The following is a 20684-nucleotide window of genomic DNA, read 5'->3' on the forward strand; positions in this document are numbered from 1 at the left end:
TTGCTCAAGGCGGCGAGCCGCCGCTCCCAAGACGCGGAATCGCTCGGCAAGCCTCGCTCGACACTTTCAAAAGAAGTTTGTTGACGCGGTCGAATAAACTACCGTTTGACTAACAAACTACCCTTAGACAATTAAAATTTAGGTCAAGCCTTTTTAAAGGCTTGCGGTTTCCAAAGGCAGAGCCTTTGGTGGGTTTTAAGGGCGAAGCCCTTAACATTCTTTGCCTTTTGAGCGGCGGATTTTATCCGCCGCTTTTTCTTTTGTTAGCAACATTAGTCAAAAAAGGGGGCGGACATTGTCCGCCCCTTTAGGGAGTAAGAGATGTTAAGGGTTTTAATAATAATTTATTTATCTGTACGGGTTAGTTTATTCTTTTCGAGGTATTCATCATAGCTTGATGTTATGTCTTTAATACCGTCTTTTTCGATAACAATAATTCTATTCGCAACAGTTGATATAAATTCGTGGTCGTGTGATGTGAACAGAACTACTCCATTAAAATTGGTTAAGCCTTTGTTTACGGCGGTAATAGACTCAAGGTCAAGATGGTTTGTCGGCTGGTCAAGGACAAGAACATTAGAGCCAAACATCATCATTCTTGAAAGCATACAACGAACCTTTTCGCCACCAGAAAGAACATTAACAGGCTTGAATACATCTTCGCCTGAGAATAACATTCTGCCAAGAAAACCTCTTAAATAAGTTTCGGTGCGTTCGTTATCCTTTGCATATTGACGAATCCAATCGAGAATAGAAAGTTCACAGCCGTCAAAATATGAGCTGTTATCCTTTGGAAAATATGATTGACTTGTGCTGATGCCCCACTTGAAGGCTCCGCTGTCAGGCTCAGAATTGCCCATAAGAATTTCAAAGAGAGCGGTTACAGCAAGCTCATTTTCTGAAATAAATGCGATTTTATCTGTGCGTTCAACTCTGAAGCTGATGTCTTCAAACATAACCTCGCCGTCAAGTGTTTTTGAAAGTCCCTCTACTGTGAGGATTTCCTTGCCGACCTCTCTGTCAGGAGTAAAGCCTACATAAGGATAACGGCGGCTTGATGCAGGAAGTTCTTCAACTGTAAGCTTATCGAGCAACTTCTTACGAGAGGTTGCTTGCTTGGATTTGGATTTATTTGCTGAGAATCGTGCGATAAAGCTTTGTAATTCCTTGATTTTCTCCTCGGCTTTTTTATTTTGCTGTTTAATCATCTGCTGAATGAGTTGGCTTGAATCGTACCAAAATTCATAGTTGCCAACATACATTTTAATCTTTGTGTAATCTATATCGACAATATGAGTACAAACTGTATTCAAGAAATGTCTGTCATGAGATACAACTATAACAGTTCCCTCGTAATCAAGGAGAAAATCCTCAAGCCAGCTTATCGCAAGAACATCAAGGTTATTTGTAGGCTCATCGAGAAGTATAATATCAGGATTGCCGAAAAGTGCCTGTGCAAGAAGTGTCTTAACCTTTTCATTACCTGTGAGTGTGCTCATCTGTGCATAAAGAATGTCTTCGGAAAGTCCTAAGCCCTGAATGAGCTTTGAAGCGTCACTTTCTGCCTCCCAACCGTTAAGCTCGGCAAATTCTGCTTCAAGCTCAGATGCACGAATACCGTCCTCGTCTGTGAAATCAGCCTTTGCATAGATAGCATCTTTTTCTTTCATTATATCATATAGTTTTTTGTTGCCATATATTACAGTGTCAAGGACTGTATACTCATCAAATGCAAAGTGGTCCTGCTTTAAAACTGACATACGGGTATTTTCGGGAATAATTACTTCGCCTTTAGACGGTTCAAGTTCTCCCGAAAGAATTTTTAGAAAGGTTGATTTTCCTGCACCATTAGCACCGATTATTCCATAGCAGTTGCCAGGTGTAAATTTAAGATTTACATCAGAAAAAAGATTTGTACCACTGAAATTGAGTGCTACATTACTTACTGTTATCATTTTTAATTATCCCCCTATTTTTGATTCTTTCTATATTTACCTCGTTATTATAACAGTAAACATAATAAATTGAAAGCATAAAACTGAAAAATCACTTGCAAAAATAGATATAAGTGTAATGCTATGACCTATTTATTCTGAATAGTAATGAATGTAGAAATTAATTAAAGGAACGAATGAACTAAGCTTTAAGTGTCTTGGAGAGATTTGTCAACTTTTTTCAAAAAATTCCCTCGTTTATAAATCGTTTACAATTTAGGTGTTGACATTTGAGGGGAATGGTGGTAAATTTATATATAGATTAGCACTCAAGGCACAAGAGTGCTAATGAAGTAAATAATTCTTAATTGTGCAAGAGGTGATTGATATGCAGCCTGCAATCAGAAAGCTGAAAATTCTTGAGGCTATTGTAGATTCGTATATCGGCACTGGCGAGCCAGTTGGTTCAAAAACACTTTGTGACGGACTTGATTTCAATGTTTCGTCCGCAACAATCCGAAATGATATGTCAGAGCTTTCTGAGCTTGGCTTGCTCACACAGCCTCATACATCTTCGGGCAGAGTGCCAACAAATCTTGGTTATAGAATTTATGTAGATAAGCTTATGAGCGTTAAGCCTGTAAGCCCGAAAGAACAAGGAGCTATCAAAGCTTCACTTTTACTCCACTCGGATGCTCCTGAACACCTCCTCAGCGAGGCGGCACAGATTCTTTCGGATATTACAAGATATGCCGCCGTTGTAACATCTCCACCTGCTGACAGAGCGTATGTCAAACGGATTAAATTCGTTCAGACAGGCAATCACACAGCTATGGCTGTGTTGATAACCTCAACAGGTATGGTAAGAACAAGGCTTTTCAGATGTGATTTTGTTGTTAATGACGAGGTTCTAAGCCTTTTCGATAATGCCTTGAATGATAAGCTTCAGGGTACAATGCTTGTAGATGTTACACCTGCATTTATACAGTCGGCTGCAATTTCGCTTGGTGAGCTTTCTATGATTGTTCCGAATGCACTGATTGCTATTCATGATGCGGCGAAAGATGCCGCAACTACGAATATAGCTCTTGAGGGACAAAGCAAATTGCTTTTCCTGCCAGAGTTCAGCTTTGAAAGTGCAAGACAGACGGTCGATTTTCTTAACCGAACAAACGATATTACAAAGCTGTTGAATGAAGGCGATGAGCCTACAAGGGTTCTTATCGGCGAAGAAACTAAGATACCTGAGCTTTCGGAGGCGAGCGTGATTATATCGAAATATAATGTTTCAGATGTATGCTCGGGTGCGATAGCGGTAATAGGTCCTACAAGAATGAATTATTCAAAAACTATAGCGAATACAGAATATCTTGCTGACACTGTGGGAACAATGTTGAGCGGAATTCTTAATGGATAGAGAGGAGAATTATCTTGCCAAAGAAAGATACGACTGCGGAAGATACAACTTCCGAAACTGTAAACGAGGCTGAAGCCTCCGAAACAGAAAAGAAAGATGAAAAAACAAAGAAGAAATCCTCCAAAGGCTCAAAATCTCAGAAGACTAAATATGAGGAGGAAATCAACGGCTTAAAGGAAGAGCTTGATAAGCAGAAGGAAATCTTTATGAGAACTGCCGCTGAGTATGATAATTACAGAAAGCGTACTGAGCGTGAGAAATCAAACATCTATAATGATGCGACAGCAGCCGCAATAAAGACTATACTTCCTGTTCTTGATAGCCTTGAAAGAGCTATTGAAGCATTAAATGGTGCTGATGATGAGCATACTAAGGGTATGACAATGATTATGGCTCAGATGCAGGATTCACTCAAGAAGCTGAATGTTGAGGAATATGGTGCAAGAGGTGACGAATTCAATCCTGAAATTCATAATGCTGTTGCACAGGTTGAGGATTCAGAGCTTGAAGAAAATCAGATTGCAGTAGTATTCCAAAAGGGCTATAAAATTGGCGATAAAATCATTCGCCACGCAATGGTTCAAGTTGTTTGTTAGTCAGTAGCAAATTGACAGTTAAAAGTTTTGCTCAAGCTTTTTCAAAAGCTTGTAGTTTCCAAAGGCAAAGCCTTTGGTCGCTCTCCGCAGAGAGCGAAATACCTTTGGGCGAAGCCCAACACTTGTTTCTTCAAGGGCGAACAAAGTTCGCCAAACTAAAATTTAAAAAATAAATCATAAAGGGGTTTTTTATTATGGCAAAGACAATCGGTATAGACTTAGGTACTACAAACTCTTGTGTAGCTGTTATCGAAGGCGGCGAACCAGTCGTTATCGCTAATGCTGAGGGTGCAAGAACTACTCCATCTGTCGTAGCTTTCGCTAAGAACGGTGAAAGAATGGTAGGTCAGGTTGCTAAGCGTCAGGCTATCACAAACCCAGACAGAACAATCTCATCTATCAAGAGAGAAATGGGTACTGCTTATAAAGTAAACATTGACGGCAAGAGCTTTACTCCACAAGAAATTTCAGCTATGATTCTTCAAAAGCTTAAGGCTGATGCAGAAGCATATCTTGGCGATACAGTAACACAGGCTGTTATTACAGTTCCTGCTTACTTTACAGATGCACAGCGTCAGGCAACTAAGGACGCAGGTAAGATTGCTGGCCTTGAAGTTAAGCGTATCATCAATGAGCCTACTGCTGCTGCTCTTTCATATGGCATTGATAAGGAAACAGACCAAAAGGTTATGGTTTATGACCTCGGCGGTGGTACATTCGATGTATCTATCATCGAGATGGGCGACGGCGTTCAAGAGGTTCTCGCAACAGCTGGTAACAACCGTCTTGGCGGTGATGACTTCGATAAGAGAGTCATTGATTGGCTTATCTCAAGCTTCAAGAGCGAATCAGGCGTTGACCTTTCAAGCGATAAAATGGCTATGCAGAGATTGAAGGAAGCAGCTGAAAAGGCTAAGATTGAGCTTTCTGGCGTTACTTCAACAGCTATCAACCTTCCATATATCACAGCTGATGCAACAGGACCTAAGCACCTTGACCTCACTCTTACAAGAGCAAAGTTCAACGAGCTTACTGCTGACCTCGTAGAAAGCACAATGGGTCCTGTTCGTCAAGCACTCTCTGATTCAGGTCTTTCTATTGGCGAAATCGACAAGGTTCTTATGGTTGGTGGTTCTTCAAGAATCCCTGCTGTTCAGGACGCTGTTAAGGGACTTATCGGCAAAGAGCCATTTAAGGGCATTAACCCTGATGAGTGCGTTGCTATCGGTGCTGCACTTCAGGCTGGTGTTCTCGGCGGTGATGTTGAAGGTCTTCTCCTCCTCGATGTTACACCTCTTTCACTTGGTGTTGAAACACAAGGCGGAATTATGACAAAGATTATCGACAGAAATACAACTATTCCTATAAAGAAGAGCCAGATTTTCTCAACTGCTGCTGATAACCAGACACAGGTTGAGGTAAATGTTCTCCAAGGTGAGCGTGAGTTCGCAAGAGATAACAAGCAGCTTGGTCTTTTCAAGCTCGATGGTATCGCACCTGCTATGAGAGGTGTTCCACAAATCGAAGTTAGCTTTGATATTGATGCTAACGGTATTGTTAATGTTTCTGCTAAGGACCTTGGTACAGGCAGAGAACAGCATATCACTATCACATCTAACACAAATATGAGCAAGGAAGACATCGACAGAGCTGTTAAGGATGCTGAGAAGTATGCCGCTGAGGATAAGAAGCGTCGTGAAGAAATTGATGTTAAGAACGATGCAGAAAACCTCGTATATTCAGTAGAAAAGCTCCTCAATGAGAATGGCGATAAGCTCGAGCAGGCTGATAAGGATACTCTTAATCAGAAGCTTGCTGCAACTAAGGAAGCTCTCTCACAGAATAACGGTGATATGATTAAGTCTACATCAGAAGAACTCAAGACAGCTATGTATGCTGTTTCTGAGAAGATTTATAAGGCTGCTGAGGCAAGCGGTGCAGTTCCTCCACAAGGCGACAACAACGCTGCTGGCAACAACGGCGGTAACGGCAATGTTTACAATGCTGATTATCAAGATGTTGACGACAATAACAATAAGTAATTCAATTACACGAAATCCTCTCTTAAATATATTTTAGTGCAGAGCGGGCAGGGCGGTTTTATGCTCTGCTCGCCTTGTGCTGAATGAGGGGAAATACTTATCCGTATTTGCAGTAAAAGAATTATATCTGAATCGGATTATTTGATTTAATATATTCCAGTTAAAAGTTCATTACTGCGGATAAATCCTATGACAGAAGCACTCCGCCCACTGCAAAAAGTTCACTATATTCCATGAAACTGATTGAAAAATAGTTTTAATTATTATATAATGATATGCAGTGTTTTGTGCTTTAATTTTTACTGAGGTGATAATCGTTGGCAGATAAGAGAGATTATTACGAAGTTCTCGAAATTCAAAAGGGTGCTTCTGATGATGAAATAAAAAAAGCTTATAGAAAGCTTGCAAAAAAATATCATCCCGACCTTAATCCTGATAATAAGGAAGCCGAGATGAAGTTTAAGGAAGTAAATGAGGCCTATGAGGTTCTTTCCGATAAGGAAAAGCGTGCTCGCTATGACCGCTTTGGCTTTGCAGGTGTTGACTCAAGCTATGGAGCAGGTGCAGCATCAGGTGGTGGAAGTCCGTTTGGTCAGGATATAGACCTCGGCGATATATTCAATAGCTTCTTTGGCGGTTTTGGCGGTGGAAGGTCGCAAAGCTCCGCTAATGCTCCAAGGCGAGGAGCAGATACAGAGGTTTCTGTTACTATCTCCTTTGAGGAGGCAGCTAAGGGCTGTAAGAAAGAGGTTTCTTATCAGAATATAGAGGTTTGTAAGGATTGTTCGGGTACAGGTGCTCAAAAGGGTACTTCTCCTAAATCTTGCCCAGCTTGTGGTGGCTCTGGTCAGGTTAAGATTAGCCAGCGTACTCCGTTTGGCGTAATTCAGACCTCAAGAAGCTGTGATAGATGTAAGGGACGAGGAAAGATTATCGAAACTCCTTGCAGAACTTGTTCTGGTACAGGCAGAGTTCGTACAAAGCGTACAGTTTCGGTTAATATTCCGGCTGGTATCAATAACGACCAGGTTCTTAATGTTGGTGGTCACGGCAATAGCGGTATAAATGGTGGTCCATCAGGTGACCTTCATGTTTATATCAATGTTCGTCCTCACCCGATTTACGAACGCAAGGGTGACGATGTCTGGTGCGAAATTCCGCTTACATTTGCACAGGCTGCCCTTGGACACGAGGTTACAGTTCCTACTCTTGATGGCAAAGTTACTTATTCAGTTCACGAAGGAACACAGCCAGGCGATATTTTCAAGCTAAAGGGTAAGGGTATACCACATCTTAACACAAGGGGCAGAGGTGACCAATATGTAAGGGTTACTATTGAAGTTCCTAAGAATCTAAACCAAAAGCAGAAAGACCTTATCAAGGAATTTGATGCGGCGGCAGATGAAAAGAATTATCAAAAACGCAAAGGCTTCTTTGAAAAGCTAAAAGAACTTTTTGAGGACTAAGTGTGCGGTGGCGAGCCGCCACTCCCAAGACGCGGAATCGCTCGACAAGTCTCGCTCGGTGTGGATAAGGGAAGATAGTTGACGCGGTGCGTGACCGCACAGGACAAGACGCGGAATCGCTCGGCTTTGCCTTGCTCGGTGTGGATAAGGGAAGATAGTTGACGCGGTCGAAGTAATTACCAATGAGTTACCGATTAGCTAACAAGGCTTTTCTAAGATAATTAAAAGTTTTGCTCAAGCTTTTTCAAAAGCTTGCGGTTTCCAAAGGCGGAGCCTTTGGTGGGTTTTAAGGGCAACGCCCTTAACATTCTTTGCCCCTAAAGGGCGGACAAAGTCCGCCCTTATTGACCGATGTTGCTATCAAAAGAAATTTTAATAGTTTAAACATAAAAACACACAGCTCTATTTTTCTGAGCTGTGTGTTTTGTTTTTATCAGTAATAAACTGCTGAATGGGCGAATAAAGTTCGCAGATATTGACTAATATTGCTGACAAAAGAAATTTAGGGGCGAACTTAGTTCGCCCCTAAGGGGGTAAGAAAGGTTAAGGGCTTCGCCCTTAAAACCCACCAAAGGCACCGCCTTTGGAAACTGCAAGCTTTTGAAAAAGCTTGAGCAAAACTTTTAATTGTCTAAGAGAAGCTGGTTAGCTAAGCGGTAGTTCATCGGTAGTTTCTTCAATCGCGGCAACTATCTTCCCTTATTCACACCGAGCGAGACTTGTCGAGCGATTCCGCGTCTTGACAGTGGCGGCACGCCACCGCGTCTTGGGAGCGGCGGCTCGCCGCCTTGAGCAAAACTTTTAATTGTCTAAGAGAAGCTGGTTAGCTAAGCGGTAGTTTCTTCAACTGTGGCTCGCTGTCTTGAGTGAACTTTCGTTGATTACGCTTTTTCGCCAACTATAAATTCTATTTCGGGGTGCATTTCTTTAAGCGTTTTTATAACAGTTTCCTTAGCTTTTGCATGAGATATTGGGTCTATTTCATTATGAAAGCTCAAGTCAAAAAGAATATAAGTTTTCGCATAACCCTTTGTTACGCGGAAATGCTTGACGGAAATTAGCTGGTCAATAGCTTTTACGGATTTCAGTACATCTGTATATATCGGTGTGGTTATCTTTCGGTCAACTTCAATCGGGTCTGCATGAATTGTAATTTCACAGCCGAATTTTGTATGAATTTTATCTTCAAGCTCATCAACAATATTGTGTGCAGTCATAAGGTCTATGTTAGCAGGAAGTTCAGCGTGGAGTGAAGCAACTATATGTGTTGCACCATAGCTATGCACGAGAACATCGTGCAAACCAAGAACTCTTTCATCATTGAGGACAGTCTTTTCAATTTCAGCAACAAATTCGCTATCAGGAGCTTCACCGATAAGTGGATTGAGGGATTCTGCAGCACTCTTAAAGCCAGTCACAATGACAAAGCAAGCAACAATTATTCCAATGTAGGCATCAAGGTTTATACCTGTAAGCATACCAATAACAACTCCGATTATGACGGAGGAGGTTGCTATGCAATCGCTGAGGGAATCTATTGATGTTGCGTGCAAGGCAGAAGAATTGAGCTTTTTGCTGAGCTTTCTGTTGAATAGAGACATCCACAGCTTAACCAAAATAGAGAATATCAAGACAATGATTGATATAATGTTAAAGTCGATTTCTGATGGATTTATTGCAGTGTCAATAGATGAGCGGAAAAGTTCAACTCCGACAAGCATAATAACAAGCGAGATAAGCAGACCTGTGATATATTCGATTCTGCCGTGACCATAGGGGTGCTCCTGGTCGGCGGATTTTCCAGCCATTTTAAAGCCAACAAGGGTTATAACTGATGAGGCTGCATCTGTGAGGTTATTTATAGCATCAGCGGTTATAGATATAGCACCTGTTAAGATACCTGTAATAAGCTTTGAAATGCAGAGAATTATATTACATATTATTCCGACAATTCCTGCCATAGCTCCATATGAACGCCGAACTACACGATTGTTTATATTTTCGCTGTCTTTGATAAAAGTCCGAATCAAAAAATCTGTCATAATCATTCGCACCTTGTTAATTGTATAATTTTATATTATATCATATTAAGGGGATAGAATCAACAATCACATCGAAGATATTTTGTTTTTAGGTTTAAATATATAAATTCGAGAGAAATTAGTCTTATTTTTAAAATTGTATATAGACAAATTGCCCAATTTATAATATAATTAGGGAAGTATAGTGTATTATGGTATGATTATGATTTAAAATAGTACATTGGGATAATTATTTAAGCTTTCTCTGTTGGTAGCTATAAAAATGTAATTATCACTTAATTTAATGCTTCAAATCAAAGAGAGGAAAGTTAAGATGGAGATTCAATTCACACCTATTGTAACACAAAAACAAGCATCGGAGCTTGCAAAGGTTGCAGAGAAAATTTATTATGATTATTATGCAGGTCTTATCGGAGAAGAAAATATTAAATATATGCTCGCAGAATATCAAACAGCTAATTCTGTTATTGAGCAAATTAGAACTCGCAAGCATAATTATTACGAAATTTTCTGTGATGGGGAATTTTGCGGATATTTCGATATAATGTATGAAGGCAGACGAATTATTCTTGATAAAATCTATGTTAGCAAGGAATATAGAAAAAAGGGCATAGCAAGATATGTTGTTGCACATATTGAAAAGCTTTGTCGGTCGGTTAATGCGAATAAGATTATTGTAGATATTCTTGTTAAGAATGAGGCTGCTTGTATAGCATATAAACACTTAGGCTTTGTTAAGCTTAAAGAGGGCGTTATGACTCTCGGAAACGGTTTTCAGACAGAATATGCTGAAATGGAAAAGAAAATAAAATAAAAATAAGGTGATTATATGGGCAAGAAGTTAAAAAACTATGTGCTTTATTTAGAAGCACTTCTTGCGGATAGGTCTAAGATAGAGGATATAGAAAAATTAAAGCACGATATTTTGTTAGAGATTGGCTTTTGGCAACACGAAAGGCTTATACATCTTCTTATAACGATATTATTTTCGCTTTTACTTATGTCGATGATAATAGTAAGCTTTTTCTATGCGACTATTCAATCGCTTGCACTGACCTTATTGCTTTTGTGCTTAGAGATTCCATATATTCGTCACTATTATATATTAGAAAATAATACTCAAAAGTTATATCGTATTTATGAGCAGTTTGCCGAGGTCGGTGGCTGTGACGAAAAATAATTTATTCAAAGCCGAACCTTAGATGGTTTGGCTTTTTTGTTTTTAGAAAATAAAATAATAGCTATTCAGGCTCAAATATGTTATAATATGGGTGACGACTGGCGTGTTGTTGAGGTTAAGGACGGGAGGACAAAGTCCGCTCCTACGTTTAGCTAATAAACTTCCCTAAGACAGATAAAAGTTTTGCTCAAGCTTTTTCAAAAGCTTGCAGGGTTGAGGGACGGAGTCCCTCATGGGTTTTAAGGGCAACGCCCTTAAGCGGCGAGCCGTCGCCCCCAAGACGCATAATCGTTCGGCAAGCCTCACTCGACATCTGCAAGGGAAGTTTATTGCTGCGAATAAAGTAATTACCAATGAGTTACCAAAGGCTCCGCCGTAGGTGACTACCTTTGGAAACCGCAATCCTTTAAAAAGGCTTGACCTAAACTTTAAGTGTCTTGGGAAAGATTACTAACTAATCGGTAGGTCATTGGCAGTTTATTAGATAAGTGTGTTAGCAACACGCATCTTGACAAATAAACCGATAGCGTATACAATAAATAGGATATGCACACATTGATTTCATTCGGGTTTCTGCTGAGATAAGGACTTTATCTTATATGGCGGAATCTCTGAGAAAAGGAGGGGCTTGTTTGAAATATACTGAAAAAGAAGTTCTGCAATTTATCGAGGAAAATGATGTTAAGTTTGTAAGGCTTATGTTTTTCGATATTTTTGGTACAACTAAAAATATTTCGATAATGGCAGATGAGCTTCCCGTTGCTTTTAAAAAGGGCGTTACCTTTAATGCTTCTGCTATTGGGGGCTTCGAAAACTTTGATGCAGACCTTGTACTTGTGCCAGACCCTGCAACACTCGCTGTCTTGCCATGGCGACCACAGCACGGCAGGGTTGTAAGACTTTTCTGCACGATAACTTATCAGAATGGTGTGCCTTTTGATGCAGATGTCCGTATGGTACTGAAAAATGCTATGAAAAGAGCAGCATCTGTCGGTCTGACCTGTAATATCGACCTTGAATGTGAATTCTATTTATTCAAGACTGATGATGACGGCAACCCTACAAAATTGCCATATGATAACGCAGGCTATCTCGATATTGCACCGCTTGATAAGGGTGAGAATATCCGCCGTCAGATTTGCTTCACGCTTGAGCAAATGGAGATGACTCCGCTTTCATCTCATCATGAGAGAGGCCCTGGACAGAACGAAATCGATTTTATGTATTCTGATTCGCTAACTGCAGCTGATAACTTCTCTATGTTTAAGGCTATGGTTAAGACCATCGCAAATTCAAACGGACTTTTTGCATCATTTATGCCAAAACCGCTTGATGATAAAAACGGAAATAGTATGCACATCAATGTTATGATTGAAAGATATGGCTATAACATATTCAAAAAGAAGGACGGCGAGCTAAATACAACAGCTGGTTACTTTATCGCAGGTGTGCTTAAAAGAATTTCTGAGATTACTGCTTTCCTTAATCCTATCGAAAACTCATATAAGCGTTTCAATACCGACCTCAAAGGTGGCAGTGTTGGCTGGGCTTACGGAAGTAATATGGATATAATAAGAGTTATTTCCTCTGAGCGTGATAATGCCAAGCTACAGGTTATTTCGCCAGACCCTGCCTGCAACCCATATCTTGCCTTTGCGTTGATAATTAACGCAGGTCTTGATGGTGTAGAGGCTCGTGAGGAGCTTCCTGCCCCTTCTGTCGGAATGAGCAAGCTTGCTTTGCCGTCATCGCTCGAATCAGCAATAAATCTTGCAGAGAAAAGCGAATTTATTAAATCAATTATTCCAGAAAAGCTTTTTGAGAGCTATATATGCCATAAGCGACAAGAGCTTGAGCTTTCTAAGAGAAGTGATGAGATAAAGCTTGCAACAGACCACAAGTATTTTGAAATTCTATAAGAAATATTTCATTTAATACTTGATAGAATTATCAGGATTATGTACAATAGATAGAAAGGGTGTCGGCACTTGGACAATGTTCTTCTTGTGTCCAAATCAGAGAAAAGTACCGATTCTTTGTCGGGACTGCTTCGTGAAATCTCAAGTCCCACTATCGACATTGTAAGGAGCGGTTCGGAGGCTCGGCGAATATTACTCGAAAAGGAATATGATTTCGTCTTTATCAATACACCGCTGACTGACGAGTTCGGCGACGGTCTGTCGATATATGTTTCCGAAAATACTCACGCAAGTGTTGTTTTGCTTGTCAAGGCGGAGATTGAGGAACAGGCAGAGGCTAAAACAGAGGATTATGGCGTTTTCGTTTTGTCAAAGCCACTGAGCAAACATCTGATGTTTAAATCAATTAAGCTTCTTGAGGCGACGAAACGCCGTCTTGAGGGAGTTCGCAAAGAAAATATCAAGCTTCAGAAGAAGATTGAGGATATAAGAACCATCAATAGGGCAAAATATGTGCTTATGGAGTATCTCTCTATGAGCGAACCGCAATCGCACAGGTATCTTGAACGACAGGCTATGGACCAGCGAATAACAAAGGTCGAGGTCGCAAAGAGAATCCTTAGCACCTATGAGAACTGATTGAGAGCTTATAGATGAGCCAAAAGGCTCGAAAATTGTAGAAAATATGCTTTTAATGCAAATTGGGTAACTGCTTTGCTTAAATATATACACGAAAGGAATGGTCAAAGAATGGAACAAAAGGCATACCTTACCTTAGAGAACGGTGATGTTTTTGAGGGTTATTCTTTCGGAGCCCAAACCGAAACCACAGGAGAGCTTGTCTTTACTACTGCTATGACTGGCTATCTTGAAACACTTACCGACCCAAGCTACTATGGACAAATTGTCTGCCAGACTTTCCCACTTATTGGTAACTATGGGGTTATTAAACCTGACTTTGAAAGCAAAAAGCCAGCTTTGAAGGCTTATATCGTAAGAGAATGGTGTCAGCAACCCTCAAACTTTAGGTGTGAGGGACAGCTTGACACTTTTTTAAAGGAGGCAGGCATTCCTGCTATTTATGGAATTGATACCAGACATCTTACGAAAATCGTTCGTGAATATGGTGTTATGAATGCTCGTATATCCTTCGAGAAGGTTTCAGAAGATGTTATCGAGAACGAAATCAAGCCTTATAAGATAGTTGATGCCGTAAAGTCTGTAACCTGCTCTGATTTTGAAACATATCAGGCAGAGGACGAGAAATTCAAGGTCGTTCTTTGGGATATCGGTGCTAAGTATAATATCAGAAGAGAGCTTGTAAAGCGTGGCTGCACAGTTACAGTCGTGCCTGCAAGCACAACAGCAGAGCAGATTAAGGCACTCAATCCTGATGGCATTATGCTCTCTAATGGTCCTGGCGACCCAGAGGAAAATGTTGAGATGATTGCCGAGCTTAAAAAGCTTTGTGACGCTAAGATTCCTACTTTCGGAATCTGCCTCGGACATCAGGTTCTCGCACTTTCACAGGGTGCTAAGACTGAAAAGCTAAAGTATGGTCATCGTGGTGCAAATCAGCCAGCTGTAGAAGTCGGCACAGGCAGAGTTTATATCACAAGCCAGAACCATGGCTATGCAGTTATCGCTTCATCTTTGCCAGCAAACGCAAAGGAAAGCTTTATTAACGCAAATGACGGTACTTGCGAGGGCGTAACCTATACAGATATGCCAGCATTTTCAGTACAGTTCCACCCAGAGGCTTGCGGTGGTCCACAGGATACATCATTCCTTTTTGATAGATTTATAAACATGATGAAGGAGGGTAAATGAGATGCCAAAGGATAAAAGTATAAAGAGAGTTATGGTTATCGGTTCAGGCCCTATCGTTATCGGACAGGCTGCCGAGTTTGACTATGCGGGTACACAGGCTTGCCGTGCTCTTAAAGAGGAAGGTCTTGAGGTTATCCTCATTAACTCAAACCCAGCTACTATTATGACGGATAAGGCTATGGCTGATAAAATCTATATCGAGCCTCTTACCCTCAAGACAGTAAAGAGAATTATCAAGAAAGAAAAGCCAGACAGCCTTCTTTCCACTCTCGGCGGACAGACAGGTCTTACACTCTCTATGCAGCTTGCAAAAGAGGGCTTCCTTGAGAAAAACGGTGTTAAGCTCCTCGGTGCTAACCCTGTAACTATTGATAAAGCAGAAGACAGACAGATGTTCAAGGATACTATGGAGGAAATCGGTCAGCCAGTTATCCCATCAATAGTTGTAAACGATGTTGAATCTGCTGTCGATTTCGCAAACGAAATCGGCTACCCTGTTATCATTCGTCCTGCATTTACACTCGGCGGTACAGGCGGCGGTATCGTTAATAACGAGGACGAACTTCGTGAAATCACTGCAAATGGACTTGAGCTTTCTCCTATCACTCAGGTTCTTGTTGAAAAGTGTATCGCAGGCTGGAAGGAAATCGAGTATGAGGTAATGCGTGATAAGAAGGGCAATGTAATTACCGTCTGCTCTATGGAAAACTTCGACCCTGTCGGCGTTCATACAGGCGATAGTATCGTTATCGCTCCAACAGTAACTCTTGCTGATAAGGAATATCAGATGCTCCGTTCAGCAGCTCTTAATATAATTTCTGCTCTTGGCGTAGAGGGTGGCTGTAACTGCCAGTTCGCTCTTAACCCTGAAACCTTTGAATATGCTGTTATCGAGGTTAACCCAAGAGTTTCCCGTTCATCTGCTCTTGCGTCTAAGGCAACAGGTTATCCTATTGCTAAGGTTGCTGCAAAGCTTGCTATCGGCTATACTCTTGATGAAATCAAGAATGCCGTTACAGGCACAACATACGCTTGCTTTGAGCCTGCACTCGACTATGTTGTTGTTAAGTTCCCTAAGTGGCCTTTCGATAAATTCGTTTATGCAAAGCGTACACTCGGCACACAGATGAAAGCAACAGGCGAGGTTATGGCTATTGCTCCTACATTTGAGCAGGCTATTATGAAGGCTGTTCGTGGCGCTGAAATCGGTCACGATACAATGGATAGCCCTAAGTTTGCCGCTCTCACAACAGAAGAACTCAGAGAAAGACTTCATGTTTGCGATGATGAGCGTTCTTTCTGCGTATATGAGGCATTGAAGCGTGGAATTACTGTTGATGAAATCCACGAGATAACCCTCATTGACGAATGGTTCTTGTCTAAGCTCCTCAATATCATCAACTGCGAGCGTGAAATGGAGCTTGAAAAGGGCAATATGAGCAGAGAGCTTTATGTAAAGGCTAAGAATCTCGGCTTCCTCGACAGAACTATTGAGAAAATTACAGGCAAAAAGGTTGAAAACCCACTCGTTCCTGTCTATAAGATGGTTGATACCTGTGCTGCTGAATTTAAGGCTGAAACTCCTTACTTCTACTCTACCTTCGATAAGGATAACGAGGCAGAAGCATTTATCGAGGAGCAGAACAGCGACAGAAGAACAGTTATCGTTTTTGGTTCAGGCCCTATCAGAATCGGTCAGGGCATCGAATTTGACTATGCCTCCGTTCACTGCGTATGGGCATTGAAAGAGGCTGGCTTTGATGTTGTTATCGTAAATAACAACCCTGAAACAGTTTCTACTGACTTCGATACAGCCGACAGACTTTATTTTGAGCCACTCACAAATGAAGATGTTATGGGCATTATCAACACAGAAAAGCCATATGGCGTTGTTGTTGCCTTCGGTGGTCAGACAGCTATTAAGCTTACAAAATATCTCAGCGACCACGGCGTAAATATCCTCGGAACATCTGCTGACAGCATTGATATGGCAGAGGACAGAGAACGCTTTGATGAGCTTCTCGAAATGCACCATGTCGCTCGTCCTCAGGGCTATACTGTTATGACAACAGACGAGGCTCTTGAGGTTGCAAATAAAATCGGCTATCCTGTACTTATGCGTCCGTCATATGTTCTTGGCGGTCAGAATATGATTATTGCCTTTAATGATGACGATATTAAGGAATATATGGCTATTATTCTCGCACAGAATATCGAGAACCCTATCCTCATAGATAAATACCTTATGGGTATCGAACTTGAGATTGACGCTATCTGCGATGGTGAGGATATTCTTATTCCCGGTATTATGGAACACGTTGAGAGAACAGGTATCCACTCAGGTGACTCTATTGCTGTATATCCAGCTTGGAATATTGGCGATGAGATGACTCAGACAATCATTGAAACTTCTAAGAATCTTGCAGTTTCTCTCAGAACAAAGGGACTTGTCAATATTCAGTATCTTATCTATCACGATAGACTTTATGTTATTGAGGTCAACCCTCGTTCTTCAAGAACTATCCCATATATCAGCAAGGTTACAGGTGTGCCTATGGTAGACCTCGCAACTCGTGCTATGCTCGGCGAAAAGCTTGCAGATATGGGCTGGGGAACAGGTCTTTATAAGAAAGCTCCTTACTTTGCAGTTAAGGTGCCTGTATTCTCATTCGAGAAGCTTATAAATGTTGATAACCACTTAGGTCCTGAGATGAAATCTACAGGTGAGGTTCTCGGTGTTGCTAATACGCTTGAGGAGGCTCTTTATAAGGGTCTTATCGCAGCAGGCTACAAGATGAAGAAGCACGGCGGTATATTTATCACGGTAAGAGATGCTGATAAGAACGAAGTCGGTCAGCTTGCAAGAAAGTATGCAGACCTCGGCTTTACAATCTACTCAACAGTTGGTACTGCAAGAGTTATCAAGGATTACGGCATAGATGCTATTGTTGTTCCGAAGATTCACGAGAACGCTAAGGAAAATACCCTCACACTTATTGAGAGTGGTATCATTAACTATGTTATCTCTACATCTTCTAAGGGCAGAATACCTACAAGAGATAGCGTTAAGATTCGCCGTAAGACAGTTGAAAGAAATATTCCTTGCCTTACTTCTATCGACACAGCAAATGCACTCGCAGAATGCCTCAAGAGTAAGTATTCTGAAGAAAGCACAGAGCTTGTCAACCTCAACGATATGAGAAGTGAAAAGGTTAAGCTCCATTTCACAAAGATGCAGGGCATAGGTAATGACTATATCTATTTCGATACATTCAGCCAGAAGATTAACAATCCAGAAGGACTTAGCATAAGACTTTCCGACAGACATTTCGGAATTGGCGGTGACGGTGTTATTCTTATAGGACCATCTGATGTTGCAGACGCTAAAATGAGTATGTTCAACCTCGATGGCAGTGAGGGCAAAATGTGCGGAAACGGTATCCGCTGCGTTGCAAAGTTCCTCTTTGATAACGGTATGGTTCAGGGCGATACTGCAACAGTTGAAACTCTCAGCGGTATCAAGAAGCTTAAAGTATATAAGCAAGATGGTCTTGTGAGCAGAGTAAGAGTTGATATGGGTAAGGCAGAACTTAACCCTAAGAATATCCCTGTTGCTATGGCTAAAACAAAGATTATCAATGAGCCAGCCTTTATAGATGGCGTTGAATATAAAATCACCTGCGTTTCTATGGGTAATCCACACTGCGTAGTATTCTGCGATAATATCGACAGCCTTGATATAGAAAAGGTAGGCCCTGCATTCGAGAACAGCCCACTCTTCCCAGAGAGAGTAAACGCAGAGTTTGTCAAGGTAGTTGACAGCAACACAATCCGTATGAGAGTATGGGAGCGTGGCAGTGGCGAAACTTGGGCTTGCGGTACAGGTGCTTGTGCTGTTGCAGTTGCAGCGGTTGAGAATGGCTATTGCAAGAAGAATGAGGACATCACAGTTAAGCTAAAGGGTGGCGACCTCGTTATTAAGTATACAGATGACACAGTTTTCCTCACAGGTAATGCAGAAACAGTATTTGAAGGAGAAGTAGAGCTATGACGACAAAGTATATTTTCGTTACAGGCGGAGTTGTTTCGGGACTTGGCAAGGGTATAACAGCAGCTTCTCTCGGACGACTTCTCAAGGCAAGGGGACTTAAAATTGCCGCACAGAAGCTCGACCCGTATATAAATGTTGACCCAGGCACAATGAGTCCATATCAGCACGGCGAGGTTTATGTTACAGAGGACGGTGCAGAAACCGACCTCGACCTCGGTCACTATGAGCGTTTTATAGATGAAAACCTAAATAGATTCTCAAATCTTACCACAGGTAAGGTCTATTCAAATGTTCTCGAGAAAGAGCGTAACGGCGAATATCTCGGCGAAACTGTTCAGGTTATTCCTCATATTACAAACGAAATTAAGGAATTTATCTATGCTGTCGGTAAGCACTCTGACGCTGATGTTGTTATCACCGAAATCGGTGGTACAGTCGGCGATATAGAGAGCCAGCCTTTTCTTGAGGCTATTAGACAGGTTTCTCTCGAGGTTGGTCTTGAGAATAGCTTGTTCATTCATGTTTGCCTTGTACCTTATATCAAGGGCAGCGAGGAGCATAAGTCCAAGCCGGCACAGCATTCCGCAAAGGAGCTTCGTTCACTTGGAATAAATCCTGATATTCTCGTTCTCCGTTGCGATGAACCACTCGAGGAGAGCATTTTCAAGAAGATAGCAATGTTCTGCAATGTTAAGCCAGATTGCGTTATCGAAAATATAACTCTCCCTGTTCTTTATGAAGCACCTATGATGCTCGAAAAGAATAATTTCTCCGATATTGTCTGCCGTGAGCTTGGAATAAGTCTTCCAGCCGGCGATATGTCCGAGTGGGAAAGTATGCTCGAAAGAATCAAGAATAGCACAAAGACTGTCAGAATCGCTCTTGTTGGTAAGTATGTTCAGCTTCACGACGCTTATTTGTCTGTTGCTGAGGCATTAAGACACGCAGGCTATGAGAATAGTGCTGTTGTAGATATTAAATGGGTTGACGCAGAGCTTGTCACAGAATATACAGTCGAGGAGCTTCTCGGCGATTGTGACGGCATACTTGTTCCCGGTGGCTTTGGTGACAGAGGCGTTCAGGGCAAAATCAATGCCGCAAAATATGCTCGTGAAAACAATGTTCCGTATTTCGGCATTTGTCTTGGTATGCAGACCGCTGTTATAGAGTTTGCCCGCCATAAGCTTGGCTTTAAGCACGCAAACTCAAGCGAGTTTGATAAGGATACAGAGTATCCAGTAATCGACCTTATGCCAGACCAGCAGGGAAATATCCCACTCGGCGGAACAATGCGTCTTGGAGCATATCCTTGCAAGGTTCACCCTAATTCCATTATGGAGAGAGCCTACGGCAAGCCAGAGGTTGCAGAGCGACACAGACATCGCTATGAATTCAACAATAAATATCGTGATATATTTGAAGAAAATGGTATGGTCTTCACAGGCACATCTCCTAATGGCTTGCTTGTAGAGGCTGTTGAGATTCCTGAAAATAAATTCTATATCGGTGTTCAGTATCACCCAGAGTTCAAAAGCCGTCCAAACAAGGCTCACCCGATATTCAGAGAGTTCATCAAGGCTTCTTTAGAGAATAGGGAAGCAAAATGAAAACTTGCCCGAATTGTAACGAACTTCTCGGCAACGATGTTAATACTTGTTTTAAATGTAAATACGATTTTGAACTCGGTCGTGTTGTTACAAAAGAAGAAAAAAAACAGCGTGCAGATGAAGAAAAAAAGAAGAGAGAAGAAGAAAAACAGAGGATAGAAGAAATTATAGTTGAAAGAAAAGAAAACCAAAATAAATTAGAGCAAGAAATATCTGATTTAAGTAAACTCCCTTTTTTATCTACAACAGGTTATAATTTTGATGGATGTACCATATATCGTTATATCGGGATTGTATCATCTGAATATGTTCTTGGTACAGGCTTTATTTCAGAATTGAGTGCTTCTGTAAGTGATTCTTGGGGAACACACTCTAAAAAAATGGAAAATAAAATAGCTACTGCAAAAATGGAGGCTATGAGTACATTGTGCAAAAGGGCAGTTAAGGCAGGGGCAAACTCAATTATAGGTGTCAAATTTAATATAATGACTCTTGATGCAAATATGATAGTTGTTTCTGTTGACGGAACGGCAGTAATGAGAAAAGAAATCAAATAATTAGCTGTTGAATTCCTCAACATTTAAAAGTCTTGCTTGGATT

The 20684-nt window shown here is 41.2% G+C and carries 14 protein-coding genes; 12 read left to right on the top strand and 2 right to left on the bottom strand.

Annotated features, from left to right (window positions below; genetic code table 11):
• Nucleotides 1-344 precede the first annotated feature (344 nt).
• A complete protein-coding gene (locus C9914_RS07030; RefSeq protein WP_022264515.1) occupies nt 345-1955 on the bottom strand; it encodes an ABC-F family ATP-binding cassette domain-containing protein in 1611 nt (536 codons plus the stop codon).
• A 367-nt stretch (nt 1956-2322) separates the two neighbouring features.
• Here C9914_RS07030 and hrcA point away from each other — a divergent pair, with 367 nt between their 5' ends.
• From hrcA to dnaJ, 4 genes are all read left to right on the top strand, one after another.
• Nucleotides 2323-3351 (top strand): heat-inducible transcriptional repressor HrcA, encoded by a 1029-nt coding sequence (gene hrcA, locus C9914_RS07035; RefSeq protein WP_022264516.1) that lies wholly within the window; start codon nt 2323-2325, stop codon nt 3349-3351.
• 14 nt (nt 3352-3365) lie between these two features.
• The gene (grpE, locus tag C9914_RS07040; protein ID WP_158707356.1) at nt 3366-3947 is read left to right on the top strand and encodes a nucleotide exchange factor GrpE; all 582 of its coding nucleotides are present in this window, start codon (nt 3366-3368) and stop codon (nt 3945-3947) included.
• Nucleotides 3948-4141: 194 nt separating this feature from the next.
• A complete protein-coding gene (gene dnaK / locus C9914_RS07045; RefSeq protein ID WP_022264518.1) occupies nt 4142-5989 on the top strand; it encodes a molecular chaperone DnaK in 1848 nt (615 codons plus the stop codon).
• Nucleotides 5990-6306: 317 nt separating this feature from the next.
• On the top strand, nt 6307-7455 hold the full coding sequence (gene dnaJ, locus C9914_RS07050) for a molecular chaperone DnaJ (RefSeq protein WP_106764388.1): 1149 nt from the start codon (nt 6307-6309) through the stop codon (nt 7453-7455).
• Between the two features lie 881 nt (nt 7456-8336).
• Here dnaJ and C9914_RS07055 read toward each other — a convergent pair.
• Complete coding sequence (locus tag C9914_RS07055) at nt 8337-9497, bottom strand: cation diffusion facilitator family transporter (protein WP_106764389.1); 1161 nt, start codon at nt 9495-9497, stop codon at nt 8337-8339.
• Between the two features lie 313 nt (nt 9498-9810).
• Between C9914_RS07055 and C9914_RS07060 the strand changes: the two genes are divergently transcribed.
• The 8 genes from C9914_RS07060 (at nt 9811) to C9914_RS07095 (ending at nt 20641) form a co-directional block, all read left to right on the top strand.
• Nucleotides 9811-10311 carry a GNAT family N-acetyltransferase gene (locus C9914_RS07060; RefSeq protein WP_158707357.1) on the top strand — a complete coding sequence of 167 codons (501 nt, stop codon included), beginning with the start codon at nt 9811-9813 and terminating at the stop codon, nt 10309-10311.
• 15 nt (nt 10312-10326) lie between these two features.
• Nucleotides 10327-10677 carry a hypothetical protein gene (locus C9914_RS07065; protein ID WP_106764392.1) on the top strand — a complete coding sequence of 117 codons (351 nt, stop codon included), beginning with the start codon at nt 10327-10329 and terminating at the stop codon, nt 10675-10677.
• A 632-nt stretch (nt 10678-11309) separates the two neighbouring features.
• Complete coding sequence (locus C9914_RS07070; protein ID WP_242972076.1) at nt 11310-12596, top strand: glutamine synthetase family protein; 1287 nt, start codon at nt 11310-11312, stop codon at nt 12594-12596.
• A 69-nt stretch (nt 12597-12665) separates the two neighbouring features.
• Nucleotides 12666-13235, top strand: coding sequence for an ANTAR domain-containing response regulator (locus tag C9914_RS07075; RefSeq protein WP_022264524.1), 570 nt, complete (start codon nt 12666-12668; stop codon nt 13233-13235).
• A 111-nt stretch (nt 13236-13346) separates the two neighbouring features.
• Nucleotides 13347-14426: a carbamoyl phosphate synthase small subunit gene (locus tag C9914_RS07080; RefSeq protein ID WP_022264525.1), complete on the top strand. Its 1080-nt coding sequence runs from the start codon at nt 13347-13349 to the stop codon at nt 14424-14426.
• A gap of 1 nt (nt 14427) precedes the next feature.
• On the top strand, nt 14428-18477 hold the full coding sequence (carB, locus tag C9914_RS07085; protein WP_106764396.1) for a carbamoyl-phosphate synthase large subunit: 4050 nt from the start codon (nt 14428-14430) through the stop codon (nt 18475-18477).
• On the top strand, nt 18474-20084 hold the full coding sequence (locus tag C9914_RS07090) for a CTP synthase (protein WP_106764397.1): 1611 nt from the start codon (nt 18474-18476) through the stop codon (nt 20082-20084). Before carB ends, C9914_RS07090 begins: the two co-directional genes overlap by 4 nt.
• Entirely contained in the window at nt 20081-20641 is a 561-nt protein-coding gene (locus C9914_RS07095) for a heavy metal-binding domain-containing protein (protein ID WP_106764399.1), read from the top strand. The genes C9914_RS07090 and C9914_RS07095 overlap by 4 nt, the downstream gene beginning before the upstream one ends.
• Nucleotides 20642-20684 lie beyond the last annotated feature (43 nt).

Origin of the sequence: Pseudoruminococcus massiliensis (assembly GCF_900291955.1) — a bacterium.
Lineage (GTDB): Bacteria > Bacillota > Clostridia > Oscillospirales > Acutalibacteraceae > Pseudoruminococcus > Pseudoruminococcus massiliensis.

Coding starts and splice junctions, on each gene's coding strand:
- C9914_RS07030 (WP_022264515.1), bottom strand. CDS start 1,955: ATGATAACAGTAAGTAATGTAGCACTCAATTTCAGTGGTACAAATCTT.
- hrcA (WP_022264516.1), top strand. CDS start 2,323: ATGCAGCCTGCAATCAGAAAGCTGAAAATTCTTGAGGCTATTGTAGAT.
- dnaK (WP_022264518.1), top strand. CDS start 4,142: ATGGCAAAGACAATCGGTATAGACTTAGGTACTACAAACTCTTGTGTA.
- C9914_RS07055 (WP_106764389.1), bottom strand. CDS start 9,497: ATGACAGATTTTTTGATTCGGACTTTTATCAAAGACAGCGAAAATATA.
- C9914_RS07060 (WP_158707357.1), top strand. CDS start 9,811: ATGGAGATTCAATTCACACCTATTGTAACACAAAAACAAGCATCGGAG.
- C9914_RS07065 (WP_106764392.1), top strand. CDS start 10,327: ATGGGCAAGAAGTTAAAAAACTATGTGCTTTATTTAGAAGCACTTCTT.
- C9914_RS07080 (WP_022264525.1), top strand. CDS start 13,347: ATGGAACAAAAGGCATACCTTACCTTAGAGAACGGTGATGTTTTTGAG.
- carB (WP_106764396.1), top strand. CDS start 14,428: ATGCCAAAGGATAAAAGTATAAAGAGAGTTATGGTTATCGGTTCAGGC.
- C9914_RS07090 (WP_106764397.1), top strand. CDS start 18,474: ATGACGACAAAGTATATTTTCGTTACAGGCGGAGTTGTTTCGGGACTT.
- C9914_RS07095 (WP_106764399.1), top strand. CDS start 20,081: ATGAAAACTTGCCCGAATTGTAACGAACTTCTCGGCAACGATGTTAAT.